At 44.8% G+C, this 21,743-nt stretch carries 22 protein-coding genes; 16 read left to right on the top strand and 6 right to left on the bottom strand.

Annotated elements, in window-relative coordinates:
* Positions 1 to 12: 12 nt before the first annotated feature.
* From mutL to hfq, 5 genes are all read left to right on the top strand, one after another.
* Positions 13 to 2,088, top strand: a complete 2,076-nt coding sequence (gene mutL, locus ACFYU8_RS06040) for a DNA mismatch repair endonuclease MutL (RefSeq protein WP_390294894.1) — start codon at positions 13 to 15, stop codon at positions 2,086 to 2,088.
* 128 nt (positions 2,089 to 2,216) lie between these two features.
* Positions 2,217 to 3,413 carry a hypothetical protein gene (locus ACFYU8_RS06035; RefSeq protein ID WP_390294896.1) on the top strand — a complete coding sequence of 399 codons (1,197 nt, stop codon included), beginning with the start codon at positions 2,217 to 2,219 and terminating at the stop codon, positions 3,411 to 3,413.
* Between the two features lie 285 nt (positions 3,414 to 3,698).
* Positions 3,699 to 4,484, top strand: coding sequence for a class I SAM-dependent methyltransferase (locus ACFYU8_RS06030; RefSeq protein ID WP_390294898.1), 786 nt, complete (start codon positions 3,699 to 3,701; stop codon positions 4,482 to 4,484).
* The gene (miaA, locus tag ACFYU8_RS06025) at positions 4,481 to 5,440 is read left to right on the top strand and encodes a tRNA (adenosine(37)-N6)-dimethylallyltransferase MiaA (RefSeq protein ID WP_390294900.1); all 960 of its coding nucleotides are present in this window, start codon (positions 4,481 to 4,483) and stop codon (positions 5,438 to 5,440) included. Before ACFYU8_RS06030 ends, miaA begins: the two co-directional genes overlap by 4 nt.
* A 29-nt stretch (positions 5,441 to 5,469) precedes the next feature.
* On the top strand, positions 5,470 to 5,709 hold the full coding sequence (gene hfq / locus ACFYU8_RS06020; RefSeq protein WP_007719110.1) for an RNA chaperone Hfq: 240 nt from the start codon (positions 5,470 to 5,472) through the stop codon (positions 5,707 to 5,709).
* A gap of 135 nt (positions 5,710 to 5,844) precedes the next feature.
* Here hfq and ACFYU8_RS06015 read toward each other — a convergent pair whose 3' ends face one another.
* The 3 genes from ACFYU8_RS06015 to ACFYU8_RS06005 form a co-directional block, all read right to left on the bottom strand.
* Positions 5,845 to 6,276 (bottom strand): VOC family protein, encoded by a 432-nt coding sequence (locus ACFYU8_RS06015; RefSeq protein ID WP_390294903.1) that lies wholly within the window; start codon positions 6,274 to 6,276, stop codon positions 5,845 to 5,847.
* Between the two features lie 112 nt (positions 6,277 to 6,388).
* Positions 6,389 to 7,621, bottom strand: coding sequence for a multidrug effflux MFS transporter (locus ACFYU8_RS06010; protein ID WP_390294905.1), 1,233 nt, complete (start codon positions 7,619 to 7,621; stop codon positions 6,389 to 6,391).
* 47 nt (positions 7,622 to 7,668) lie between these two features.
* Positions 7,669 to 8,136, bottom strand: coding sequence for a MarR family winged helix-turn-helix transcriptional regulator (locus ACFYU8_RS06005; RefSeq protein WP_390294907.1), 468 nt, complete (start codon positions 8,134 to 8,136; stop codon positions 7,669 to 7,671).
* Positions 8,137 to 8,338: 202 nt separating this feature from the next.
* On the opposite strand from ACFYU8_RS06005, the gene infC reads away from it, so the two are divergent.
* Together infC and ACFYU8_RS05995 are read left to right on the top strand one after the other, a co-directional pair.
* The gene (gene infC / locus ACFYU8_RS06000) at positions 8,339 to 8,824 is read left to right on the top strand and encodes a translation initiation factor IF-3 (protein ID WP_390294909.1); all 486 of its coding nucleotides are present in this window, start codon (positions 8,339 to 8,341) and stop codon (positions 8,822 to 8,824) included.
* Between the two features lie 21 nt (positions 8,825 to 8,845).
* Complete coding sequence (locus tag ACFYU8_RS05995) at positions 8,846 to 9,598, top strand: DUF4184 family protein (RefSeq protein ID WP_390294911.1); 753 nt, start codon at positions 8,846 to 8,848, stop codon at positions 9,596 to 9,598.
* A gap of 80 nt (positions 9,599 to 9,678) precedes the next feature.
* Here ACFYU8_RS05995 and ACFYU8_RS05990 read toward each other — a convergent pair whose 3' ends face one another.
* The 3 genes from ACFYU8_RS05990 to ACFYU8_RS05980 form a co-directional block, all read right to left on the bottom strand.
* Positions 9,679 to 10,629 carry an AAA family ATPase gene (locus ACFYU8_RS05990; RefSeq protein WP_390294913.1) on the bottom strand — a complete coding sequence of 317 codons (951 nt, stop codon included), beginning with the start codon at positions 10,627 to 10,629 and terminating at the stop codon, positions 9,679 to 9,681.
* Between the two features lie 400 nt (positions 10,630 to 11,029).
* Positions 11,030 to 11,626, bottom strand: coding sequence for a hypothetical protein (locus ACFYU8_RS05985; RefSeq protein ID WP_390294915.1), 597 nt, complete (start codon positions 11,624 to 11,626; stop codon positions 11,030 to 11,032).
* A 21-nt stretch (positions 11,627 to 11,647) separates the two neighbouring features.
* Positions 11,648 to 12,223: a matrixin family metalloprotease gene (locus ACFYU8_RS05980; RefSeq protein ID WP_390294917.1), complete on the bottom strand. Its 576-nt coding sequence runs from the start codon at positions 12,221 to 12,223 to the stop codon at positions 11,648 to 11,650.
* Positions 12,224 to 12,883: 660 nt separating this feature from the next.
* Here ACFYU8_RS05980 and ACFYU8_RS05975 point away from each other — a divergent pair.
* From ACFYU8_RS05975 to ACFYU8_RS05935, 9 genes are all read left to right on the top strand, one after another.
* A complete protein-coding gene (locus ACFYU8_RS05975) occupies positions 12,884 to 14,215 on the top strand; it encodes a S1 family peptidase (protein ID WP_390294920.1) in 1,332 nt (443 codons plus the stop codon).
* 69 nt (positions 14,216 to 14,284) lie between these two features.
* Positions 14,285 to 14,842, top strand: coding sequence for a DUF3221 domain-containing protein (locus ACFYU8_RS05970; protein ID WP_390294922.1), 558 nt, complete (start codon positions 14,285 to 14,287; stop codon positions 14,840 to 14,842).
* 168 nt (positions 14,843 to 15,010) lie between these two features.
* Positions 15,011 to 15,928, top strand: a complete 918-nt coding sequence (locus ACFYU8_RS05965) for an RNA ligase family protein (protein ID WP_390294924.1) — start codon at positions 15,011 to 15,013, stop codon at positions 15,926 to 15,928.
* An 86-nt stretch (positions 15,929 to 16,014) separates the two neighbouring features.
* Positions 16,015 to 17,307, top strand: a complete 1,293-nt coding sequence (gene hflX / locus ACFYU8_RS05960) for a GTPase HflX (RefSeq protein WP_390294926.1) — start codon at positions 16,015 to 16,017, stop codon at positions 17,305 to 17,307.
* Positions 17,308 to 17,314: 7 nt separating this feature from the next.
* Positions 17,315 to 18,592, top strand: coding sequence for a methionine gamma-lyase family protein (locus tag ACFYU8_RS05955; protein ID WP_390294928.1), 1,278 nt, complete (start codon positions 17,315 to 17,317; stop codon positions 18,590 to 18,592).
* A 168-nt stretch (positions 18,593 to 18,760) separates the two neighbouring features.
* A complete protein-coding gene (locus tag ACFYU8_RS05950; protein ID WP_106842173.1) occupies positions 18,761 to 19,171 on the top strand; it encodes a MerR family transcriptional regulator in 411 nt (136 codons plus the stop codon).
* Between the two features lie 35 nt (positions 19,172 to 19,206).
* Positions 19,207 to 20,541, top strand: a complete 1,335-nt coding sequence (gene glnA / locus ACFYU8_RS05945) for a type I glutamate--ammonia ligase (RefSeq protein ID WP_390294930.1) — start codon at positions 19,207 to 19,209, stop codon at positions 20,539 to 20,541.
* 258 nt (positions 20,542 to 20,799) lie between these two features.
* Complete coding sequence (locus ACFYU8_RS05940; protein WP_390294932.1) at positions 20,800 to 21,060, top strand: replication protein; 261 nt, start codon at positions 20,800 to 20,802, stop codon at positions 21,058 to 21,060.
* Positions 21,061 to 21,250: 190 nt separating this feature from the next.
* Positions 21,251 to 21,703, top strand: a complete 453-nt coding sequence (locus tag ACFYU8_RS05935) for a tyrosine-type recombinase/integrase (RefSeq protein WP_390297226.1) — start codon at positions 21,251 to 21,253, stop codon at positions 21,701 to 21,703.
* The last annotated feature ends 40 nt before the right edge of the window (positions 21,704 to 21,743 follow it).

Below are 21,743 nucleotides of genomic sequence, written 5' to 3'. Positions count from 1 at the left end.
GGGGAGGAACTCATGGGAAGCATTCAAGTGTTAGATGAGCATCTCGCCAATATGATTGCTGCAGGGGAAGTAGTGGAAAGACCAGCTTCGGTTGTCAAAGAGCTGGTCGAAAATGCAATTGATGCCAGTGCAACGACAATCGAGATCCACGTTGAAGAAGGCGGTCTGGAGATGATTCGGATCGTTGACAATGGCAAAGGGATGGACCGGGAAGATTGTCAGTTGGCTTTTGAGCGCCATGCCACCAGTAAAATCAGCAATGCTCGTGATTTGTTCCGCATTCGTACACTGGGCTTTCGTGGCGAGGCACTGCCGAGTATTGCCGCAGTCTCGCGCATGGAACTGACGAGCAGCACGTCCAGTAGTGAGGTAGGGACGCATCTCTTGATGGAAGGTGGGCACCTCGGCACCATTTCCGATAAAGCTGCTGTAAAAGGGACGGAAGTATGTGTACGCAGTTTGTTCTTCAACACACCTGCTCGTTTGAAATACATGAAGTCGATCGCCACTGAAGTCGGACATATTTCCGATTATGTGAACCGGCTGTCACTCACGCATCCGTCGATCTCCTTTCTGCTGACTCATAACGGCAAGACACTCTTGCAAACGTCTGGTGACGGAAAGCTACTGCACGTCATGGCGGCTATCTACGGTGTGCAAGTAGCAAAGCTGTTGCTTCCAATTGCAGGGGAGACCCTCGACTATAAATGGTCTGGTTTTCTTTCGAAGACGGAAGTGACAAGGGCGAATCGCTCTTACCTTTCGACGCTGGTAAACGGTCGTTATGTGCGCAGCTATTCGATCAACAATGCGATTATGCGCGGTTATCATACATTGTTACCCATCGGCCGTTATCCGATTGTGGCTCTACAGATCGAGATGGACCCATCACTGGTCGATGTGAATGTACATCCTGCCAAGCTAGAGGCGAGATTCAGTAAAGAGGATGAATTGTGTAGTGCAATAGAACAGTCGGTAAAAGAGACATTGCGGCAAGGCTTAGGAATTGTCAGACCCATGGCTACGCAACCAAAAGCTAAGGTCATAACGCAGGTCGTACAACCGCAGTTCGACCTGCAAATCACCAAGCCTGACACTCCACAATCACCTTTATTAGCAGCGAGTCCTCGGCTCCAGGAATGGATGGCCAAGCAGGAAACGACAGGTAAGCAAGTGGATACGGTGCCGCATATCGCACCATCCATTGAGAACGGTACAGTGAAGGAGTCTTCTGCCAACTATGAAAAGCTGGAATCTGCAAAAGTAGAGGCTTTCCCGAATGAAATCGTGCAGGCGACTCTGTTGGATCAAAAGGACCCGAGGGAATCTCTCCAATCTTACGAGACGAAGTTTCCGCCACAGTTGGACATTGCCCAGGCTCTGTCTCCTGTTCAACATTCCATTAATGAAATCAGCAGCGAGGACACGTCAGCCGCAGCAAGTGCCGATCCATCACTGCCACTCTTGGAAGCTACCAATGAAAATGAGACGGATTCGCCTGTTCCCGTCATGTACCCAGTTGGTCAAGTACATGGTACCTACATCGTCGCGCAAAATGACGAAGGGATGTATTTGATCGATCAACATGCCGCGCAGGAGCGGATCTTTTACGAGTATTTCATGGACAAGCTTGCAGAGGAGGTCATGTCCAGCCAGATCATGCTGTTTCCTCATACGGTGGAATATACGACTGCAGAGGCAAGCAAACTGGAGAAGCGACTGTCGCTTTTGCAATCGTTTGGTCTGGAGATCGAGGCGTTCGGTGGACGGACCTTTATCGTTCGCGCTCACCCGCATTGGTTTCCGGAAGGGGCGGAGCTGGAGGTCATTGAGGAGCTCATTCAATTTGTACTGGAAACGGGAGAAAACGCCCAAGCCAATGTCGTGCTGATGCGCGAGAAAGCCGCCATCATGATGTCCTGTAAAGCATCGATTAAAGCGAACCGCTTCCTGACGCATGCGGAGATGGAAAGCTTGCTGAACCAACTGCGCAATACGAGCAGTCCGTATACGTGCCCGCACGGCAGGCCGATTGTCATTCATTTTTCTGGCTATGACTTAGAAAAAATGTTTAAGCGTGTGATGTAACAGACGCTCCCAGGGACACTTCCTTGGGAGTGTTTCTTTATTGCGGTTTATTCGGAAGATTCGAAAATCAAGGTTGATTTTAGACAAACACTGACTTATGATTACTTGCAAAAACGAGGTGAAGCGAAATGAGTTCATCACGCCAAACCGGGATGTTTATTTATCCGTGGGATATAGCTGAGAGTGGTATCGAAGCGTTGATGCAAACATTGCAAACTGCTAAATGCAATACAGCAGTGGTCAATAGCAGCTACCATCAAGGGAGATTTTTTCACCCGCGAAGCAAAACGTTTCGCAGGCTGCCGTTTTCAGGAGTATCGTTTACACCGGAATGGTCGAAGTACAACCGTCTACGCCCGACCGTACACGAACAAATAGCGCAAGCAGGCATTCTTGCCAAAATGAAAGATGGTTGTGGGCAGGCAGGGATGGGGTTCCATACATGGTGGGTTGGCCTTCATAATTCTACGCTTGGTTTGGCTCATCCAGATCTTTGTGTGCAAAACATTTGGGGGGATACATACACATACGCCCTATGTCCATCGCAGCCTGAGGTTCAGCATTACGCCAAGGCACTTTTTACAGATACGCTGGAGCAGGTCAAGCCAGAGCGGATCTTGATCGAAGCGACCGCCTTTTTACCCATGAAGCATGGCGAGCATCATGAAGTATGCCTCCTACCGCTGGGAGAATCACTCCAATGGTTACTCTCGCTCTGTTTTTGTGGGGCATGTAGGGAGCGTGCTGAATCGAAGCGAATCGATGTAGGGGCAGTCCACCTGCTTGTTTCGAGGCTAGTCAGTCAGATGGTGGAAGCAGATTCTATCTCGCAAGTATCCGCAGAAGCGAGAGAGATTGCCTTTTTGCTGGTGGAATACCCGGAATTGTATCACTATCAGCAATCCCGTTTGGAAGTGGTAGATGGGTTATGGAGGAGCTTGAAGGAAATCGCGCAGAGTAAGGGGACTGCGCTGGATGGTTTTCCGTCCTCGACACCGTTTTTTGTGAATCAGTCCTATTTGGAAGGGGTTTCGTTGCGAAAAGCTGCGGCTACACTCGATCGTCTTGTTCCGCTCGCCTATGGAGACAGTGTCGATGAGGTGGCGTATACGTTTCATGCGATCAAGCTGGTAGCCCCAGAAGCAACGTTGGGGGCAGCTTTGTCCCTGCATCATAACCAAATCCAGTCAGCAGCCGAGCTGGCAGCGAGGGTGAAAACTGCCGTGGACGCAGGTGCTCAATCCATTACCTATTACAATCTCGGTTTGTTAAATAACCGCAGGCTGGACTGGATCAGACAGGCGAACCTTTCCATAGAGAAGTAGATATGCTTACAATAAACAAGACTCACGGAACTTCGCGGGTCTTGTTCACATGGCTGGAATGGATGGGTTGAAAAATCAAACTACAGTCCGACGCGCTTTCATAAAAAATGGTATGATTGTCATAGCGAAGAGGAACACAGTTTGGTTCAGATTCTATTTGACCGGCAAATTAATCCTGCTTACAATAATATGATCGTTACCGTTTATCTAAAAACCGTCGAGTCGTTTTTCTAGAACAGCAGTTCTTGTCAAAAGGGGCGAAGACGTAAGGAAGGGAACAAAGGCGTGATTGTTACAACCGGACTTGAGCCTGGTGAAGAAACCTTGCGTCACGCAGCTGAATTGGCTAGTACATTGGGGCTACAGGTTGTGAATCGGCGAGATTTTTCATTGGGTCAAATGCGCAAGCGATATGGGGTAGAAGAATTATTGGTGGTGTCCGCTCTCGGAGCACGTCTGGAAGTGCCGGGGAAAAAACCTTTCTTTTTTCACCCGAACACATCGGCTTTTCGTATAAAGCGGCTCATGCGCGGCGATAATGATACTATGCTTGTTGCTTGCCAAATTCATCCAGGTGATGAAGTGCTGGACGCAACCTTGGGTTTGGGTGCAGACGCTATAGTCTTTTCTCATGCGACTGGAGCAAATGGGAAAGTTGTCGGCATCGAATCTGAGCGATTGCTAGCCATCTTGGTAGAAGATGGACTGCGGCATTGGTCATCCGATGCGGAAGAACTAGAGCAAGCTATGCGTCGTATTGAGGTGCGATGTGGCAACCATCTAGAAGTACTGAGAGGACTGCCTGCACGTTCCTTCGATGTGGTTTATTTCGATCCAATGTTCGAGGTAACTGTACAAAGCTCGTCGGGGATTGCCGGAGTTCGTGAGTTCGCCAATCCAGATGCTCTTTCAGAGGAGGCTGTTTTGGAAGCGCAGCGAGTTGCGAGAAAACGCGTGGTAATGAAAGAAGGAAAAGAAGGTAGGATGTACGAGCGCTTTGGTTTTACGCCGTTTCGCTCCCGCGGCCAGCAGGTCGTGTACAGCTACAAAGAGATAGGTGGAGGGGAGTGACCTTGCAACAGAGAGAAAGGCTAGTCGTGATTATTGGCCCAACATCGGTCGGCAAAACCCAGCTTAGTCTGGAGCTGGCCGAACAGTTCGACGGTGAGATCATTTCCGGAGATTCCATGCAAGTATACCGTGGAATGGATATTGGCACCGCAAAAGCAGAACCTGAGGAGCTTGCGAGCATACCGCATCACCTCATTGATATTAAAAATCCAGACGAAGAATACTCTGTCGCGATGTTTCAGGAAAGTGCTGCATCGTTGATTACAGACATTAACCAACGTGGCAAACTTCCGTTTATCGTCGGCGGGACAGGTCTGTACATAGAATCGGTTACCCATCGATTTCAGTTTTCCACCACCTCTCAAGACCCTGAGTTGCGTGACCGACTGCAAAGATTGGCTGACAGCGAAGGCGTGGAAGCACTGCACGCCCGACTGGCCGATGTCGATCCGATTACAGCCGAACGCTTGCATCCCAATGATGTAAAGCGAGTGATTCGCGCACTGGAGATTTATGAAAGCAGCGGGTACAAAATGTCCGACTTTCAGCTGCGGGCGCAGCATTCACCCTATGATTTGGTGATGATCGGTCTCACGATGGACCGCGCAAAGCTATATGAACGAATCAACCACCGCGTTGAACTCATGATCGAAGCGGGACTGGTTGAGGAAGTGAGGGGGCTCTTGGATGCTGGCTACGACGCGTCACTGGTCTCCATGCAAGGATTGGGGTACAAGGAACTCATCCCGTATCTGTATGGAGAAATCACGCTAGAAAAAGCAGTGAACGACATTCAGCAACGAACGCGTCATTTTGCCAAACGCCAGCTTTCTTGGTTCCGTCGCATGGCAGAAATTCAATGGTTTGACATGACCGATCCGGCCGAGCAGAGGAATAACGTGGAAACTATCAAGCGAATATTGGCAGGAAAGTTTCAACAATTGCCGAATATATAACATACAAGTCCTTTTAGGGGGTAGTGTACATGAAACAGACGATCAACATTCAAGATACGTTCTTGAATCATTTGCGGAAAGAAAACATCGCGGTTACCATTTACCTTGTGAACGGATTTCAATTGCGCGGGTATATTAAAGCATTCGATAATTTCACGATTGTGATTGATAGCGAAGGCAAGCAACAATTAGTATACAAGCATGCGATCTCCACTTTCACTCCGCAACGCCCTGTATCACTCATGTCTCAGGAGAACAACCAACAGTAAGCGAAGCAACACCAACAGCCAGGATACATGTGATCCTGGTTCTTTTTATTATCTAGTGTGAGCGATAGAAATACCACCAACGTAAAAAGAATCAATGAAAGCCCTGTCGCCTTTAAAGCGAACAGGGCCTTCCTATTACTCCATGCAATGATTATTCGTGTAAATTTGGAACGTGATGCCGAACTTGTCCTTCACATTGCCGTATGCTGGGCTAAAGAACGTTTCTTGCAGAGGCATAAGCACTTGACCGCCTTCTTGCAGGGCATCAAAAATCTTATGAGATTGTTCTTTATCATCGGTTGAGATGCAAATGGTCACTTGATCACCAAGCTGATGCGGTTGTCCTGGAAAGGTATCGGAAAACATCAGTTCCGTTTCGCCGACGCGAATAGTAGCATGTCCGATACGATTCTTGGCTTCTTCAGGTAATGGGAACTCCGGATTTTCGGGCATTTCACCGAAGGTTTGCTTGAACAGTACTTCAGCACCTAGAGCTTGCTCGTAAAAGCTAATCGCTTCACCTGCAGTGCCATTCAAAACGATGTAAGGAATCAAACGCAATGCCATGTGTCAACATCTCCCTTGGTTTTCATATGACCAACTTGTCAAGCCGACTTACTAATATTGCCCATAATGTGATTGTAATATACGGAACGTATGTTTGCAAGTGGTGGATTGATTAAGATGCTGATGAACTCCGACGAACCATGACCACGTAGCAGACAATGGCGCCGATCGTAGAAAGAGCCATGATGATCCCCATTGGTATTGCGGTATGTTCGCCGCTGATTCCCACAAGCGGGGCGACAATTCCGCCACTGATGAAGGAGAGTAACCCTTGGAGAGCAGAGGCGCTTCCTGCTGCCTTGCTCTGATTTTGCATGGCGAGGGAAAATCCTGTTGCGCCGACAATCCCTACACTGGATACGACAAAGAAGAGGGGAACGAGCACCGCAATAAGACCAGCTTGTAGTAGAATCATCGCCAGAAGGAGGATTCCACCGACTCCTGCAATCGAAATACCAGCAATGAACATGGAAGTTTCTTTCACTTTGCCTGCAAGCTTTCCTGTAATTTGACTCGCAATAATAATACCTACACCATTAATCGCGAAAATGAGACTAAACGTTTGTGGAGACACTTCATATATTTTTTGAAACACAAAGGGCGAACCGGCGATGTACGCAAACATGGCAGCAATCACCAGTCCCTGCGCCATGGCGTAGCCCATGAAAACGCGATCCTTCAGCAAGATACCAAAGGTCGTCAATGTATTGCCGATCCCCGCCTTGGAACGGCGATCTTGTGGCAAAGTTTCTGGAAGAGCAAGCAGCACGACGAGGAACATGATAGCGCCAATCAGACCCAGTACGACGAACACACCATGCCACGTAGTAAATTGAAGGATTTGTCCCCCTACGATAGGTGCCGCGATCGGAGCGATCCCGTTAATGAGCATCAAGAGGGCGAAAAACTTCGTCAGCTCTGTCCCCGAGTACAAATCACGAACCGTAGCACGGGCGATCACGATTCCAGCAGAACCGGCAAGACCTTGTACGAAGCGAAGCAACACGAACGTATAAATAGAGGGAGCTACCGCACACAAAAAGGAAGAGACCGCATACAAAATGAGTCCGATAATCAAAGGAATTCTTCGACCGCGTACGTCGCTGATCGGTCCCGCGAACAATTGGCCAATGGATAGGCCGAGCATGCATGCGGTCAAACTGAGTTGTGTCATGGAGGTGCTCGTCTGCAAATCATCGGCAAGCATAGGAAGCGCAGGTAAATACATATCTAAGGACAGCGGGCCAAACGCAGAAAGCGATCCGAGAATCGCAGCCATCCACAGCCTGCGTGATTTATTGCCAGTCAGGGATGAGGGATCAAGTTCTTTTGCTAGATTATTCACGGCAAGTTGTCAAACCCTTCTCATTATTATTCCAGGACAGAAGCTTTTTACAAGTCAGAAGTGGGCTGCGTATTTTGCAAGTAAAAGGCTTGGAGGTTGCTGTGCATGCGGTCAAGCAAGCCCCGCAAGACATCCTTTTCTTCATCTGAGAAGCCGATGAAGCAATTTTCCTCAATAACGCGTAATACTTCTTTGACATGCTTGGTAGCCTGCCGACCTTTGTCGGTAAGATATACGCGGGAGATACGTTGGTCCCGTTCATCTGCTCTGCGCTCGACAAGTCCCGATTTGGCCATGCGATTAATCATGACGGTTAGCGTAGCGGGCTTTACTCCGATTCTTCGGGCCAATTCTTTTTGGATCATTCCATCGTTTTCAGTTAGGCGCATCAAGAGAATGGGCTGACCGGGATAGACGTCGTATTTTTGAATCAGAAATTCTACATTTTGCCGATGCATTTTCATCACATGAGACGCAGAATGCGTTAATGCGGTTGAATAACTGAACTCCACCAAAGTACCCCCAATTAGTTAGTTTGCTAATGAAAATTCTGTTTGAAGACGTCCGTAAGTTGATGCCTTGTCCTATTATACAAAAACGATTGGTCTTCGTCATGAAAATGATTTGCATTTACGAGCTTTGGAAGGATACACTACATTCTTTGTAGAAGTAATATTGTCCTTGAAAATTGAATGAACAGGTTAGGAGAGACTCAAGATGATCCTGAATGAAAAAATAAAAGCAGCAGTCGTACAATTAACGGGAGTAAACGGGGAAGATCTCGGAATCGTCTCCACAAAAGAAGCGCTTCAAATGGCAAAAGAACAGGGAGTGGATTTGGTATGCCTGTCTTTGGCTTCGAGTCCGCCGCCCTGTCAGTTAGTGAATCGAGCGAATCATAAGGAACAGGTCATCAAGGAAAACGCCAAAAACCGGAAAGTAGAAAAAGGCGTAAAAGTAAAAGAAATTCGCCTAAGTGCCTACATTGAAGACCATGATTACGATACGAAAAAAAGACAGGCAGAACGAATTCTTACATCCGGGGACGCCGTGCAATTGATTGTAAAACTGGAGAAAAAGGAAAGTCAGGAAGCCAAGCGATTGATCGAGCAGCTCATCAGAGATCTGACTCATTGCGGAAAACAAGACAAAGGGATTCAAGTAAGTGGCAAGCAGGTAGTTGCAAATCTATTGCCACTCTAATCACGAAAAAGGAGTAAGTGCATGCCTTTTACTTTTGCTCATCCGGCTATTGTACTGCCGTTACGCAAATGCAAGTGGTTTTCGTTCTCTGCCCTCGTCTTTGGCAGTATGGCACCCGATTTTGAGTATTTCTTCCGGATGCAGCCATATAGCGTTTATAGTCACACCATGCTCGGATTGTGGCTGGTTGATTTGCCTATCGCGATCCTATTAGCGTTTTTGTTCCAGTATGTGGTCAAAAAGCCGATGCTTGCGCGTTTGCCAGAGTGGATTGGACGAGGGCTGAACTATACAAATGATAGAAGCAGAATGCCAGCGTGGCGAGCGGTAATTGTGTTTATGTACTCCGCGTTATTCGGTAGTTTGAGTCATATCGCATGGGATGCCTTTACCCATGACGGTGGACGTATGGTAGACCACTTCTTGATTTTGCAACAATCCATCTCGGTCGCCCATTATCAAGTGCCTGTTTACAAGCTGCTACAGCACGGAAGTACCCTTTTCGGCGGCTTGGCTATTTTGTATGTCATTGCGCGAAGTGCGCACAAAAACAGACAGATCGTTATGAGACAAGTACCTGTCTTGGAAAAATGGTTGTTCTGGTTCGGAGTGGGGATGTTTGGTATCGTGACGGTCTTTTTTCACGCATTCCTGGTAAAAGGAATTTCACCCTTCGTCCATCCTTTGCAGCATGTGGTCCCGTTTCTCTCGGGATCACTGCTTGGAATCGTAGTGCTCTGCTTCGCTTTGGACAGGCTCAGATTGAAAAAATAGGGCAGGTTTACCTGGTTCAGAATCTCAATTGTTTCGGTAATATAATACAAAATCCCTCAATATGAGGGATTTTATTGTTTCTAAATTGAAAAATCCTCAGACTTCAAATTCATTAAATCATCACGGGTTGGGTCAGGAATTTTGAGCAATCTAACGGCTTGCACACGTATTGCCTTTTCAATATTATTTCGTACATATCTTGCATTACTGAAATTTACATGAAATGGATCGCTCGTTACTGTTAGCAGTCTTCTTCTCAGTTTTTCACTTGCTTCGGCAGAGATTCTATACTCCTTGTTCTTTGCCATTACATTTGCAATATCCATCAACTCATCCACCTCATAATCAGCAAAGTTGATGTGGACGGGAAAGCGTGAAGGCAGTCCCGGATTTAACTCAAGGAATGTATCCATTTCATCATTGTACCCAGCGATTATACAGACGAAATCATTGCCAAAGTCCTCAAGGCATTTTGTAAGACAGTCTACAGCCTCTTTTCCAAAATCTTTTTCACCACCACGAGCTAATGAGTAGGCCTCATCGATAAATAGTATTCCTCCCATGGCTTTCTTAACAAGATCACGGGTCTTTTGTGCCGTGTGCCCAATAAATTCACCAACGAGATCTGCACGTTCAACTTCAGTTAGATGGCCCTTAGTTAAAACACCCATTTCTTTAAAGATCTTTCCGAAAAGGCGTGCAATTGTTGTTTTCCCAGTACCAGGATTTCCTTTAAAAACCATATGGAAAACTTGCTTCTCAATTTTAAGCCCGTGTCGTTCTCTTGCTTTATTCATTTTGATAAGCGCATAAATTTCATAAATCGTTTTCTTGGCTTCATGTAAGCCAATCAGGCTTTCTAATTCTTCAAAAACAGTTGTTAAATTTGAACTCGACGTGGTACGAACTATTTCAGGTAAAGTATTTCGCTGCTTAACACTTACTGGTCGATTGAATACAACTTGAATTCGATTATTACTACTTGAAGATTCGAGCACCTCAGTTTGAGGATTGGCTCCTGCTTGCTTCACATGTTTCACCTGCCTTGACCATCATACAGAAAGTATACTCAGGAACTTTGGAAAACCTGCCAATTTTTACGAAAGAGATCGGATTGGACAAGTCATTGTATGGATTGTTGTGAAATTGATGTTATTCAAGTAGGTGAAATGGGAATATAAGAAATGATGAATAAAAATTGATGGAAAGTTATTTATAATCGACAAAAATATATAATTATTACCAAAGCTTCGAAAAATCGAGTTTCAATGCGTCTTGGTGACGCTGATTCAGGCACCATTGGTAAAAAGCAGGAAAGTCACTCAACGAACTTAAAGTAGTGCTGAAAAGAAGAATTGTTGATCGAATTATTTTAAAAAGATGTTTTTAATAGAATAAGAAAGGCACCTGATAAACAAGTGCCTCGGGAAACTACTTGATTGCATCAAGAAGATCGTCTTCGTTGATGGAAGGAAGTGCTTCTGATTCAGAAATACTTTCAAATTGACTATCAACAGATTTTTTAGAATTCAAACCTTTTGAGCTGTCGGACTTATAGAGTTGGTGAGGTGAATTTGGGATCAAGATGTGCTTCTTAAGATCTTCATCGTAACTACCATTTAAGAACAAGAGATATTCACCCTGCTCTAATTCTTGAAATTTAGGTGCTACTATGTCAGCCATTTCTTTACCTCCGCCAGTGTCGAAACCAATAACACGATAAACTTCGACAGTATCACCTTCTGTAATCTTTTGGTCAGTCTCGTTGTTATATACTTTATCTACTTGAACATCATATACATAAAATACTATTTCAGAAACTTGTTCTTTTCTGTACTCATTAGGTAAATTTGCTTTGATAATCACGTTAGAGCTTTCAACCAACTCGTCAGTTGATTTATATACTTTAGCCAAAGCATTGCTATGAGAGTCTGCGTGTGCTGTTTCCTTGATTTCTTGAAAAGCTAGCGCTGAACCTACCCCAACAACTAAAGCTGCTGTTGAAATAATTGTGACTAATTTTTTCATTAACTACACGCCCTTTCAATATTAGTCTTTATAGAGGTTCTTAATGTTTCTTTTGTCATACCTTGTTGGGCCATCAATGTCCCAGTCAAAAACATCATTATTATCCATTATTGAATCTTCACTCGTATCAGATGTATGCGCTAAACCAAGTATATGCCCAAATTCATGTGCTATTGTATTAATCCTGTCGTCTTCGTCTAGGCTATCGCACATACTGGCAGAAATTATTACCTCTGCAGAAGCGTAAGGAGAACGACCTTCTCTACCAAATTCATCATAAGGTACACCTAAACCATATATTTGAGCAGATTTCATGTAATCTTCCGATTTTTTTGAAGGGTGTTTTACACTAACATAGCCAGTTTCGTCAGTATCCACGGGTGAAAGGTCCATATTTGGACTTATACCATTCCATTTATCAACAGCAGTCCAGAGCACTCGAGAATATTTTGATTTTAGATTAATGTCCTCATAAAGGATATTCGATACATCCCATTTACCTCCGAGATAGTCAGCAAATGCACTTGTTGTAAAGAATGAAAGCGAAGCAACGACAGTGAATAAACCAGCAGCAACTTTTGTCCTTTTACGTGACATAAAAAATCCTCCTGATCAAAAATATTTTATAACATTACCAGTATATAGGTTGTATTGAAAACTGTAAATATTTAGCATATTTTGAAATGTTGTGTCACTTGCCTGGTGGAAAAACTACTTTTATTGAGAGAGGTGCAATTAGATGAAAGCAATCGACATAATTATCTACTTTGAAACTGAACACGATGTTAATCTTTATGGAAATCTTTTGAACTTGGCAAAATAATAAACCTGCTGGTGGCATCGAGATTAGAAAAGGACAAGTTTGGATGCTAGAATCAGTATTATTGAAATTCTTACATCTTCGCCAGACTTGTTCGTCCATCCAAATGTAACAGTGTGAGGATAATCGATATAAATCGACTCAAATAAGTTAATGTTACTGTGGAGATGACAGTCTGTCTTATTGACAGGCTGTTTTTTTGAATGCGAGTAAAAAACACGATTCGAAAATAATGATCGAGTTAGCCTGAAGTGGAATAGTAAAAGGCAATCGCTTTGAACGCGGGAGAGGGGAGATGGTCATTGAGCTATTAAAAGGTACGTTATACTTTGTTGAAAGCAACTACGAGTGGTTCGATATATGGGCAAACACAAAATTGACCAAATTACAAAAAATAACTATTATGGTAATTGATAATAGAAGGAGGAGAGGAAGTTTTGAGTAAATGTAAAACTATTTTTGCAGCAATTGTTGTAGCTACTTCCATGTCATTAATGAACATGAGTCCTATTATTGCGAATGAAAATGTGAACGCAGCAGACATTGATGACACTAATAGATTTCGAAAGGAAATGGGTCTTGAAGAATTAACGGAACAAGATTTTTCCAATAGTAAGTTCAAACTCTCTAAATTTGGTGCTTACTTAACGGTAGAAGAAGAACAAGAACTTGACGAAAGAATCAATCAGCAAAAAGATAAGATTCCTTTTATTAAAGATTATATTGAAGAAAATCTTAAAGAAGAATTAGCCGGGATCTATATCGATCAAAGATCAGGTGGAGTAGTTAATATTGGATTTAAAGCCAATGCTAAAACGAAGGTAGAACATCATCTTGAAGAATTGCGAGAGTTGTACGAAGAGGACAAGTTAATCTTCTATTATACGGAATACTCTGAGGATGAACTAAACGAAGTAGCCGATCATGTTTTTCAAAATGCAGCAAGCCTTGAGAAAAAAGGGTTGGCTATCGTTTCTGTCAATGTTGACTTGCCAACTCAAAAAATTAACATCGGAGTAAAGGAAAAGCCATCAGTCAAAAAGGCTGCAAAGCTTTTTATGGCAGCAATAGATGAAAAGGCTGCATTGGCTGAAATGGGTTTTGATGCTGACATTTTCAATATCAAGGAAGAAGAAGTTAGGAAAGCTCAGGCTCGTCCAGATGACAAATTCAGACCTATTCAGGCAGGATTAGAAATCAAAAATGATACGGAGAATCGAACTTGTACGTCAGCGTTTTCTGCGCAAAAGAATAATAATTTTTATGTCATAACTGCTGGACACTGCACAGATAATGTTGGAGATAGGTTTGAGCAAGGAGGGGCAAGGTTTGGAAGAACAGCAGATTTTAATTTCGGTGGAAGCGTGGATGCAGCCATTATCGAACTAACCAAAGGTTCTGATGATGCTACGTACTATCTTTTTGGAAATCGCAAATCAAACTACAGTACGATTACAGAGGTTCAGAGGACAAGGGACGAAACCATTGGAGATACTGTGTGTATTTCAGGAAGTCAAATGGGAAAAGTGAAATGTGGCACTTTGGAATCTACGAATTGGAGAGGGAATATAGTAAGCCCAAATGGAGACACACAATACTTTACTAATATGAGACAAGCCACTTATTCTGAAATAAGCGGAGATAGTGGAGGACCAATATTTTATGGGGGAACAGCCATTGGAGTGCATAGTGCTGATACAGGAGTATATACTCATATCCGTAAAAAAGAAGATTATTTCAACCTTGATGCAATTTTTACTGAAAATTAAATGGAAATCTAGTTTCCAATGAGAACACACCTTTCATGGGAAACTAGAAAGGTAAAGGTAGGGATTGCAATGAAAAAGGCTTTACTCTTATTTTTAGCAGCATTACTCATGTCTGGATGTGCAACTAGTAACAATGAGATTGAAAGACAAACATTAACTGGATACGTCATTGAAAAAGATATTGAAAAAAAACGTCTCTTAGTCATAGAAAATGATGAAACTAAGACGAAAGACAGTACGAACTATGAAGCAGAGTGGTACTTCCCAAAAGAAGAAGCAGTCTTCCAAGATAGCAAGGGTAGTAACATTTCATTTGATCAAATCGAAGTGGGGCACATGGTATCTACATGGTCAACGACACCATCCGCGCAGTCATACCCCAGTTCAGCAGAACTCAGTAAACTTGTAATTAATGAAGAAAGCAAAAATCCGAGTAATCAAATGGATGAAAAAAAGGCTATTCAATACGCAATAAAATACTTAAAGAGCAAACATGATAACGGAGTCATTATTAAAAGTGCAAATGGACAGAAAGATCATTGGCAGATTAAAGCAACAGATTATGATAATGAAGTAGATATTATTCTACAAATTAATGCACAAACGGGAGAAGTAAAAGAAGTTTGACTCCCTGACGTCAGCGACCCTTTTCAAGAAAGCTATAGCTAACGACCATTACTCCGTGACCGAAGAGTGATGGTCGTTCTGTTTTCTTCAACGATTCCCGTCCGAAATTCCATAATATGATATAATCTTCCAAAATAAAGAGCTTTATCAAGCGTGTGGAGGAACAAGATGGAGCAAAAGAAATATACGGACGTTGTACGTCTCGGCCACCAAACGACAGAAGGTGTATTCAAAGAAGGGGATTTCGTAATCATTCAAGAAAAGCTTGACGGAGCAAATGCAAGCTTTCGATACGATAAAGAAACGGACAGCATCCGGGCATTCTCGCGAAATATGGAATTGCATGAGGAAGAGAATCTGCACGACTTTTATCAATGGACACAACAGCTCCCGAAAGAGGAAATCGTGGCGGGCATGGTTTATTTCGGAGAGTGGTTGAATCCGCATAAAATCAAATATCCCCAGTATGAAAAACAATTCTTTTTGTTTGATATGTACGATACCGTTGCTTGCAAATATGTGGAATTCTCGATCGTGGAAAGGGAAGCGCATCGACTTGGCTTGCATCTCGTGCCGGTCTTTTATCAGGGGGAATATCAAGGGGATGAGCATCTCAAATCGTTTGTCGGCAAAACATCGCTAGGAGGCAAGCTACGGGAAGAAGAAATCGGGGAAGGAATTGTCGTGAAAAATGCCGATTACCGGGATCGTTTTGGACGACAGTTATTTGTCAAAATCGTCACGGATATATTTAGTGAGGTCAAAAGCCAAAAGCCACTGAAAGACCCGAATCAACCGAAGTCGGAAGAAGTGTTGTTTGTCGAGCAGTATGTGACGCTCGCGCGTGTGGAGAAGTTTCTCTACAAACTTATAGATGAAGGCGTACTCGAAGAATCATTTGGCGTAAATGACATGGGGGTTATCCTGAAAAATCTGAATCTCCGCATTCATGCTGATCTGCTGAAGGAAGAGGCGGATGCCCTGCCTGATGGATATGATGAGAAGGAACTCCGTAAAGCGATTAGCAAGGTCATTCCGCTTTTCGTGAAGGAGATTTTCTCAGAGAAAACGGCAGGTAACCCATGACGCAAGTTGATTTCATTTGGCATGCTCCGCTGCCGTAACGTTTTGGGCAAAATGTGGTATGATAGTGCATGAAGGGGCGTGAATCGGTGAACGATCTGATCAAAACGAAAGAAACGGCCATATTGGTTGGTTGCTATTTAGATAACCGGGATGAAGAAAGAATCCGTCTTTCCATGGAAGAATTGCATGAGCTGGCCGATACTGCTGGTGTGGAAGTACTGGACGTCATTACGCAAAATCGGGACCGGGTTGATTCTGCCTGGTATTTGGGGACAGGAAAAATTGATGAAATCGCGCAACGAGCTGAAGAGCTGGATGTGGACGTCATCATTTTCAACGATGAGTTGTCGCCAAGTCAGACTCGTAATTTGGATAAAGTTTTTGATTGCAAAGTGATTGATCGTACGCAGCTCATTTTGGATATTTTCGCTGGGCGTGCACAGTCGCGTGAAGGGAAAATCCAGGTAGAGCTGGCGCAGTACAACTACCTGCTACCTCGGCTTGCCGGGCAAGGAAAACAGCTGTCCCGTCTCGGAGGCGGTATCGGTACGCGTGGTCCAGGTGAAACCAAGCTGGAAAGCGACCGTCGTCATATCCGCAAGCGAATCAGTGAACTCAAGCACCAACTAGAGGATACCGTACGGACGAGACAATTGCATCGGGAGCGTCGGAAGAAAAACAATGTGTTCCAAATTGCATTGGTCGGATATACGAATGCTGGAAAATCCACCATCCTCAACAAGCTAACGAATGCAAATACGTTGCAGGAAGACAAACTGTTTGCCACTTTGGACCCAACGACAAGGCAATTGGAGTTGCCGAGCGGACTGGATGTGCTGTTGACAGATACAGTTGGTTTTATTCAAGACTTGCCTACGAGTCTGGTCGCTGCATTCCGTTCGACGCTGGAAGGGGTAAAGGAAGCAGATCTCATCCTGCATGTGGTAGATAGTCATCACCCTGATTTCCAAGTACACATGGAAGTCGTAGACAAGATTTTACGTGAGCTAAAAACAGAAGAAATTCCGCAGCTAGTCGTTTTCAACAAGGCAGACATGCTTACAGAAGGCTCTTATTTGCCGCGTGCAGACGAATCGATTTTGATATCTGCCATGCTAGAAAATGACCTGAAGCAATTGCTCGCACGAATTGAGTCATTTGCATTACAGTCCTTCAATGAAATGAAGCTGCGCGTTCCAGTTGAGCGTGGAGACATTCTCTCCCTTTTGCATCGGGATGGGGTAGAGATGGAACAAGAATTTAATGAAGAGGAAGCGGCCTACTTGATCACTGTCCGTGTGAACAAGGATAATCCGATATACGGCAGGATTGCTCCTTTCCTCCTGGATAAACCAGAGACTGTTGAAGAGAGTTGGTAAGTAACAGATGTTTTCATATTTTTCCCATGGAGAAAAGCTTCGCCCCCTCGTAATGGAGGTGGAAGCGACGATCTCAGAGAGACATCGTCAAATTTCCGCTTTGGTGGATACGAATCAACTGAAAGTATTGCGTTCCTTCCAAAAGCACGGAGTCAATGAATTTCACTTTTCCCCATCCACAGGCTATGGCTACGATGATTCCGGACGTGCAACGCTGGAATCGATTTATGCCGAAGTGTTTGGTGGAGAAGCGGCATTGGTACGCAACCATATCATCTCGGGTACACATGCGATTGCGATTTCTTTGTTTGGGATTCTTCGCCCTGGAGATGATCTTCTCTATATTACGGGCAAACCGTACGATACACTTGAAGAAGTTGTAGGTGTGCGCGGCGAAGGGCAAGGCTCACTCAAGGATTACGGCATCGGCTACAGCTACGTGCCTTTGACGCCAGAAGGTGAAATTGATTTTGTGGCAGTGGCTCAAGCGATTACGCCGAAGACGAAGGTCATCGGGATTCAACGTTCGCGAGGCTATGCAGATCGTCCTTCTTTCACCATTGCGAAAATCAAAGAAATGATTCGGGTTGTAAAAGAAATTAAGCCCGATTTGATCGTATTTGTAGACAATTGCTACGGAGAGTTCACGGAGGAGCAAGAGCCACTGCATGTTGGTGCCGACATCATGGCAGGCTCCCTCATCAAGAACCCGGGTGGCGGCTTGGTCAAAACAGGCGGGTATATAGTAGGGCGCGAGGATTTGGTTCAGCTTGCATCGTATCGGATGGCAGCTCCCGGAATTGGCGCAGAGGGTGGCGCCTCTCTCTACTCGCTACTGGAGATGTACCAAGGCTTTTTCTTGGCTCCACACGTAGTGGGCGAAGCTTTAAAAGGAGCGGTATTCTCTTCGGCGATGCTGGAGCGTCTGGGCTTCAAAACGAATCCATTGTGGCATGAGCCGCGGACAGATCTGATTCAGTCCGTGGAATTCGGCAGTGCTGAACGACTGATTACGTTTTGCCAAGGAATACAAAAAGCCGCACCGGTCGATTCACACGTCACTCCTTATCCGAGTGAAATGCCTGGATACGCTGATCCTGTGATTATGGCAGCAGGCACGTTTATTCAAGGGGCGAGTATCGAGTTCTCGGCAGATGGACCGATCCGTCCACCTTACTTGGGCTTCGTTCAAGGCGGATTGACATACTCCCACGTAAAAGTGGGGATTTTGACGGCATTGAACGGGATGCTGGAAAAAGGCTTACTCGAAATATCGGGTGAGTAGGATGAAAGCGCAAGGAATGGACGGCATTCTCTGGATGATGGAGGATGCCGTTTTTTCATGTAAAAAACTGTACATAACTTTCTGTGTAATATTATCTAACATCTATTGACAGGGATTTTGTTATAAAATAGAATAAGACTAAGAAATACGAAACAGGAGGGACAAGTCATGAGTGATGACCTTCGCCGGAATATGGCCCTCTTTCCCATCGGGATCGTCATGAAGCTGACGGATCTCACTGCGAGGCAAATCCGTTATTACGAACAAAACGACTTGATTCAGCCCGCCCGCACAGAAGGGAAGCAGAGGCTCTTTTCTTTCAACGACGTAGATCGCTTGTTGGAGATCAAGGCTCTGATTGAAAAAGGACTGAATATTGCCGGGATCAAACAAGTGCTGCAAATGCAAGAGCCTGCTATGGAACAAACAGAGATTTCCACGACGTCCGAAGAGAAACGCAAGGACATGTCCGACAAAGAGCTGCATCAGCTCCTAAGGCAACAGATTATGTATCGCGATGCCTCCCGCCATGGCGAGGGTGCATTGATACGTGGAGAGCTTTCCCGCTTCTTCCACTAGATAGAAAGCCGATATAGAGACAGGAGGAGAGAAATGTGAGCAAGTTTACAAGAGAAGACATCATGCGCATGGCCCAAGAAGAGGACGTAAGGTATATCCGACTGCAGTTTACCGACCTGATGGGGATCATTAAAAACGTAGAAATCCCCCTGTCCCAATTGCCAAAAGCACTCGATGGCAAAATGATGTTTGATGGTTCTTCCATCGAAGGCTTCGTTCGCATCGAGGAATCCGACATGTACCTGGTACCTGATCTGGATACATGGGTTGTATTCCCATGGGGCAATGAGTTTGGCAAAATTGCACGTCTGATCTGTGATATCCACATGCCTGATGGCTCTCCATTCGAAGGAGACCCGCGCTATATACTGAAGCGTGCTTTGAAAGAAGCGGAAGAATTGGGCTTCACAGCTTTCAACGTAGGTCCAGAGCCTGAGTTCTTCCTGTTCAAGCTGGACGCAAAAGGCGAGCCTACGCTGGATCTGAATGACCAAGGCGGATACTTCGACTTTGCTCCACTCGACTCCGGTGAAAACTGCCGTCGTGATATCGTATTGACGTTGGAAAAAATGGGCTTTGAAGTGGAAGCTTCTCACCATGAGGTAGCTCCAGGTCAACACGAAATCGACTTCAAGTATGCAAATGCACTCCAAGCAGCTGACCAAATTTTGACGTTCAAACTGGTTGTCAAAACCATCGCGCAAAAACACGGTCTGCATGCGACCTTCATGCCAAAACCTCTGTACGGCGTAGCTGGTTCCGGTATGCACGCGAACCAATCGCTGTTCCGTGGTAAAGAAAATGCTTTCTATGACGAGTCCGATGTAATGGGACTGAGCCAAACAGCGAAGCATTACCTGGCAGGTATTTTGCAGCATGCTCGCAGCTTTACGGCGATCACCAATCCGCTCGTAAACTCTTACAAGCGTTTGGTTCCTGGTTACGAGGCTCCTTGCTATGTAGCTTGGTCTGCGAAAAACCGTTCGCCATTGATCCGTATCCCTGCTTCCAGAGGCTTGAGCACGCGTATTGAAGTACGCAGCCCAGACCCTGCAACGAACCCTTATCTGGCGCTGGCAGTTATGCTGAAAGCTGGTTTGGACGGAATCAAAAACAAGCTTACGCCACCACCTGCCATTGATCGCAACATCTATGTGATGACCGAGCAAGACCGCGAAGCAAACGGTATCGAGAACTTGCCTGCTACGTTGAAGGAAGCAATCGAGTGCCTGAAAGCAGATCCGGTGATTTGCGAAGCATTGGGTGAGCATGCGTTGGTACACTTTATCGAAGCGAAAGAAATTGAGTGGGATATGTTCCGCACACGCGTTCACGATTGGGAGCGCGAGCAATACATGACTGCTTACTAATAAGCGAAACCCCTTGTGCCTGTAGGTGCGAGGGGTTTTTTCTATTTGGTGGGCAAATTTGATTTTTTAAGAGGTTTAACATTTTTGCCCACGATTTGCCCACTATTTTTTTCTGAGTACACACTTTTCATGTAGCTTTCAAACTTGTCCATGAAAGCTCATAACACAAGAGAGGGCCGCCTAGCGTTCGAGACGTATCAGCAAACAGTGCTCCTCCCGCTATACAGTAAGGTCACAATATAAAAAGGTGGTAGGCCAATGGTAAACCCACAACCTACAGATGCACATATTAGAATAGCTCATGCACTATTTGAAGAAATCGCGATGCGAGATTTCTCAAAGCGTCAGCGAAGCATGATTGATTTAGTTCTACGGTTGAGCTGGGGATGCGGTAGAAAGGCATGGATGTATGACAGTTACGCCGATTTCGAGGCCGTGGGTGTGTACCGAAACGTAGTGAGCGAAGAACTACAGTATTTGGAAGCGAACGGAGTCATTAAGTGGTTTTCCGAGTATTGACTCATCATGTTCAACAAGCACTTTGAACAATGGAAGATCGCTCGAAAGAAAAAAGCATCATCGGAGCACCTGAAAAAGCTGGTAAATAGCAGCTTACAAAATATTGAGGTCACCAATGTTTTATTGTCAACGCTATTACGACGAACTCAAGTCACTGTTGAAACAACAGTCTGAGTGAGTTTATTTCTTGGTGGTTCTAGGTATCAATACAGGGTTAAAAATCTCAGATTTGCTACGCTTGAAGGTTTCGGACATGAAGGGCAAGAGTCATATCATCCTAATTGAGAAGAAGACGGGTAAACGAAAGAGATTCCTCATCAACGACAGCTTGTGCAAGGAAGTCAACAAATTCATTGTAGGCAAGAAGAATGAGGATTACCTTTTTGCATCGTCAAAAAGGCCCCAACCCATTACACGGGTACGAGCTTATCAAATCATAAATGGAGCTGCGCGGAAGATTGGGCTAGATGAAATTGGCACACATACGCTACGGAAGACGTTTGGATACCATTTCTACCAGCGTACAAAGGACATAGCGACACTCCAGATGATTTTCAATCACTCACACCCGTCGATCACGCTGCGCTATATCGGTATAACTCAAGATTTGATTGATGATGCAGTAAGTGGCTTTAGTTTGTAGTTACAAACTCTCAATTATGTAAAACAGCTACGGGGAGGAG

The organism is Brevibacillus sp. NPDC003359 (assembly GCF_042878995.1).
Lineage (GTDB): Bacteria > Bacillota > Bacilli > Brevibacillales > Brevibacillaceae > Brevibacillus.
This window is presented reverse-complemented; position numbering and strand designations above follow the sequence as displayed.

What these genes read in the sequence shown, in the direction of transcription:
- ACFYU8_RS05995 (WP_390294911.1), top strand. Translation starts at nt 8,846, where the DNA reads ATGCCTTTTACTTTTGCTCATCCGGCTATTGTACTGCCGTTACGCAAA.
- ACFYU8_RS05980 (WP_390294917.1), bottom strand. Translation starts at nt 12,223, where the DNA reads ATGTCACGTAAAAGGACAAAAGTTGCTGCTGGTTTATTCACTGTCGTT.
- ACFYU8_RS06035 (WP_390294896.1), top strand. Translation starts at nt 2,217, where the DNA reads ATGAGTTCATCACGCCAAACCGGGATGTTTATTTATCCGTGGGATATA.
- ACFYU8_RS05950 (WP_106842173.1), top strand. Translation starts at nt 18,761, where the DNA reads ATGAGTGATGACCTTCGCCGGAATATGGCCCTCTTTCCCATCGGGATC.
- ACFYU8_RS05985 (WP_390294915.1), bottom strand. Translation starts at nt 11,626, where the DNA reads ATGAAAAAATTAGTCACAATTATTTCAACAGCAGCTTTAGTTGTTGGG.
- ACFYU8_RS05965 (WP_390294924.1), top strand. Translation starts at nt 15,011, where the DNA reads ATGGAGCAAAAGAAATATACGGACGTTGTACGTCTCGGCCACCAAACG.
- ACFYU8_RS05970 (WP_390294922.1), top strand. Translation starts at nt 14,285, where the DNA reads ATGAAAAAGGCTTTACTCTTATTTTTAGCAGCATTACTCATGTCTGGA.
- ACFYU8_RS05955 (WP_390294928.1), top strand. Translation starts at nt 17,315, where the DNA reads ATGTTTTCATATTTTTCCCATGGAGAAAAGCTTCGCCCCCTCGTAATG.
- ACFYU8_RS05940 (WP_390294932.1), top strand. Translation starts at nt 20,800, where the DNA reads ATGGTAAACCCACAACCTACAGATGCACATATTAGAATAGCTCATGCA.
- mutL (WP_390294894.1), top strand. Translation starts at nt 13, where the DNA reads ATGGGAAGCATTCAAGTGTTAGATGAGCATCTCGCCAATATGATTGCT.
- ACFYU8_RS06015 (WP_390294903.1), bottom strand. Translation starts at nt 6,276, where the DNA reads ATGGCATTGCGTTTGATTCCTTACATCGTTTTGAATGGCACTGCAGGT.
- infC (WP_390294909.1), top strand. Translation starts at nt 8,339, where the DNA reads ATGATCCTGAATGAAAAAATAAAAGCAGCAGTCGTACAATTAACGGGA.
- hfq (WP_007719110.1), top strand. Translation starts at nt 5,470, where the DNA reads ATGAAACAGACGATCAACATTCAAGATACGTTCTTGAATCATTTGCGG.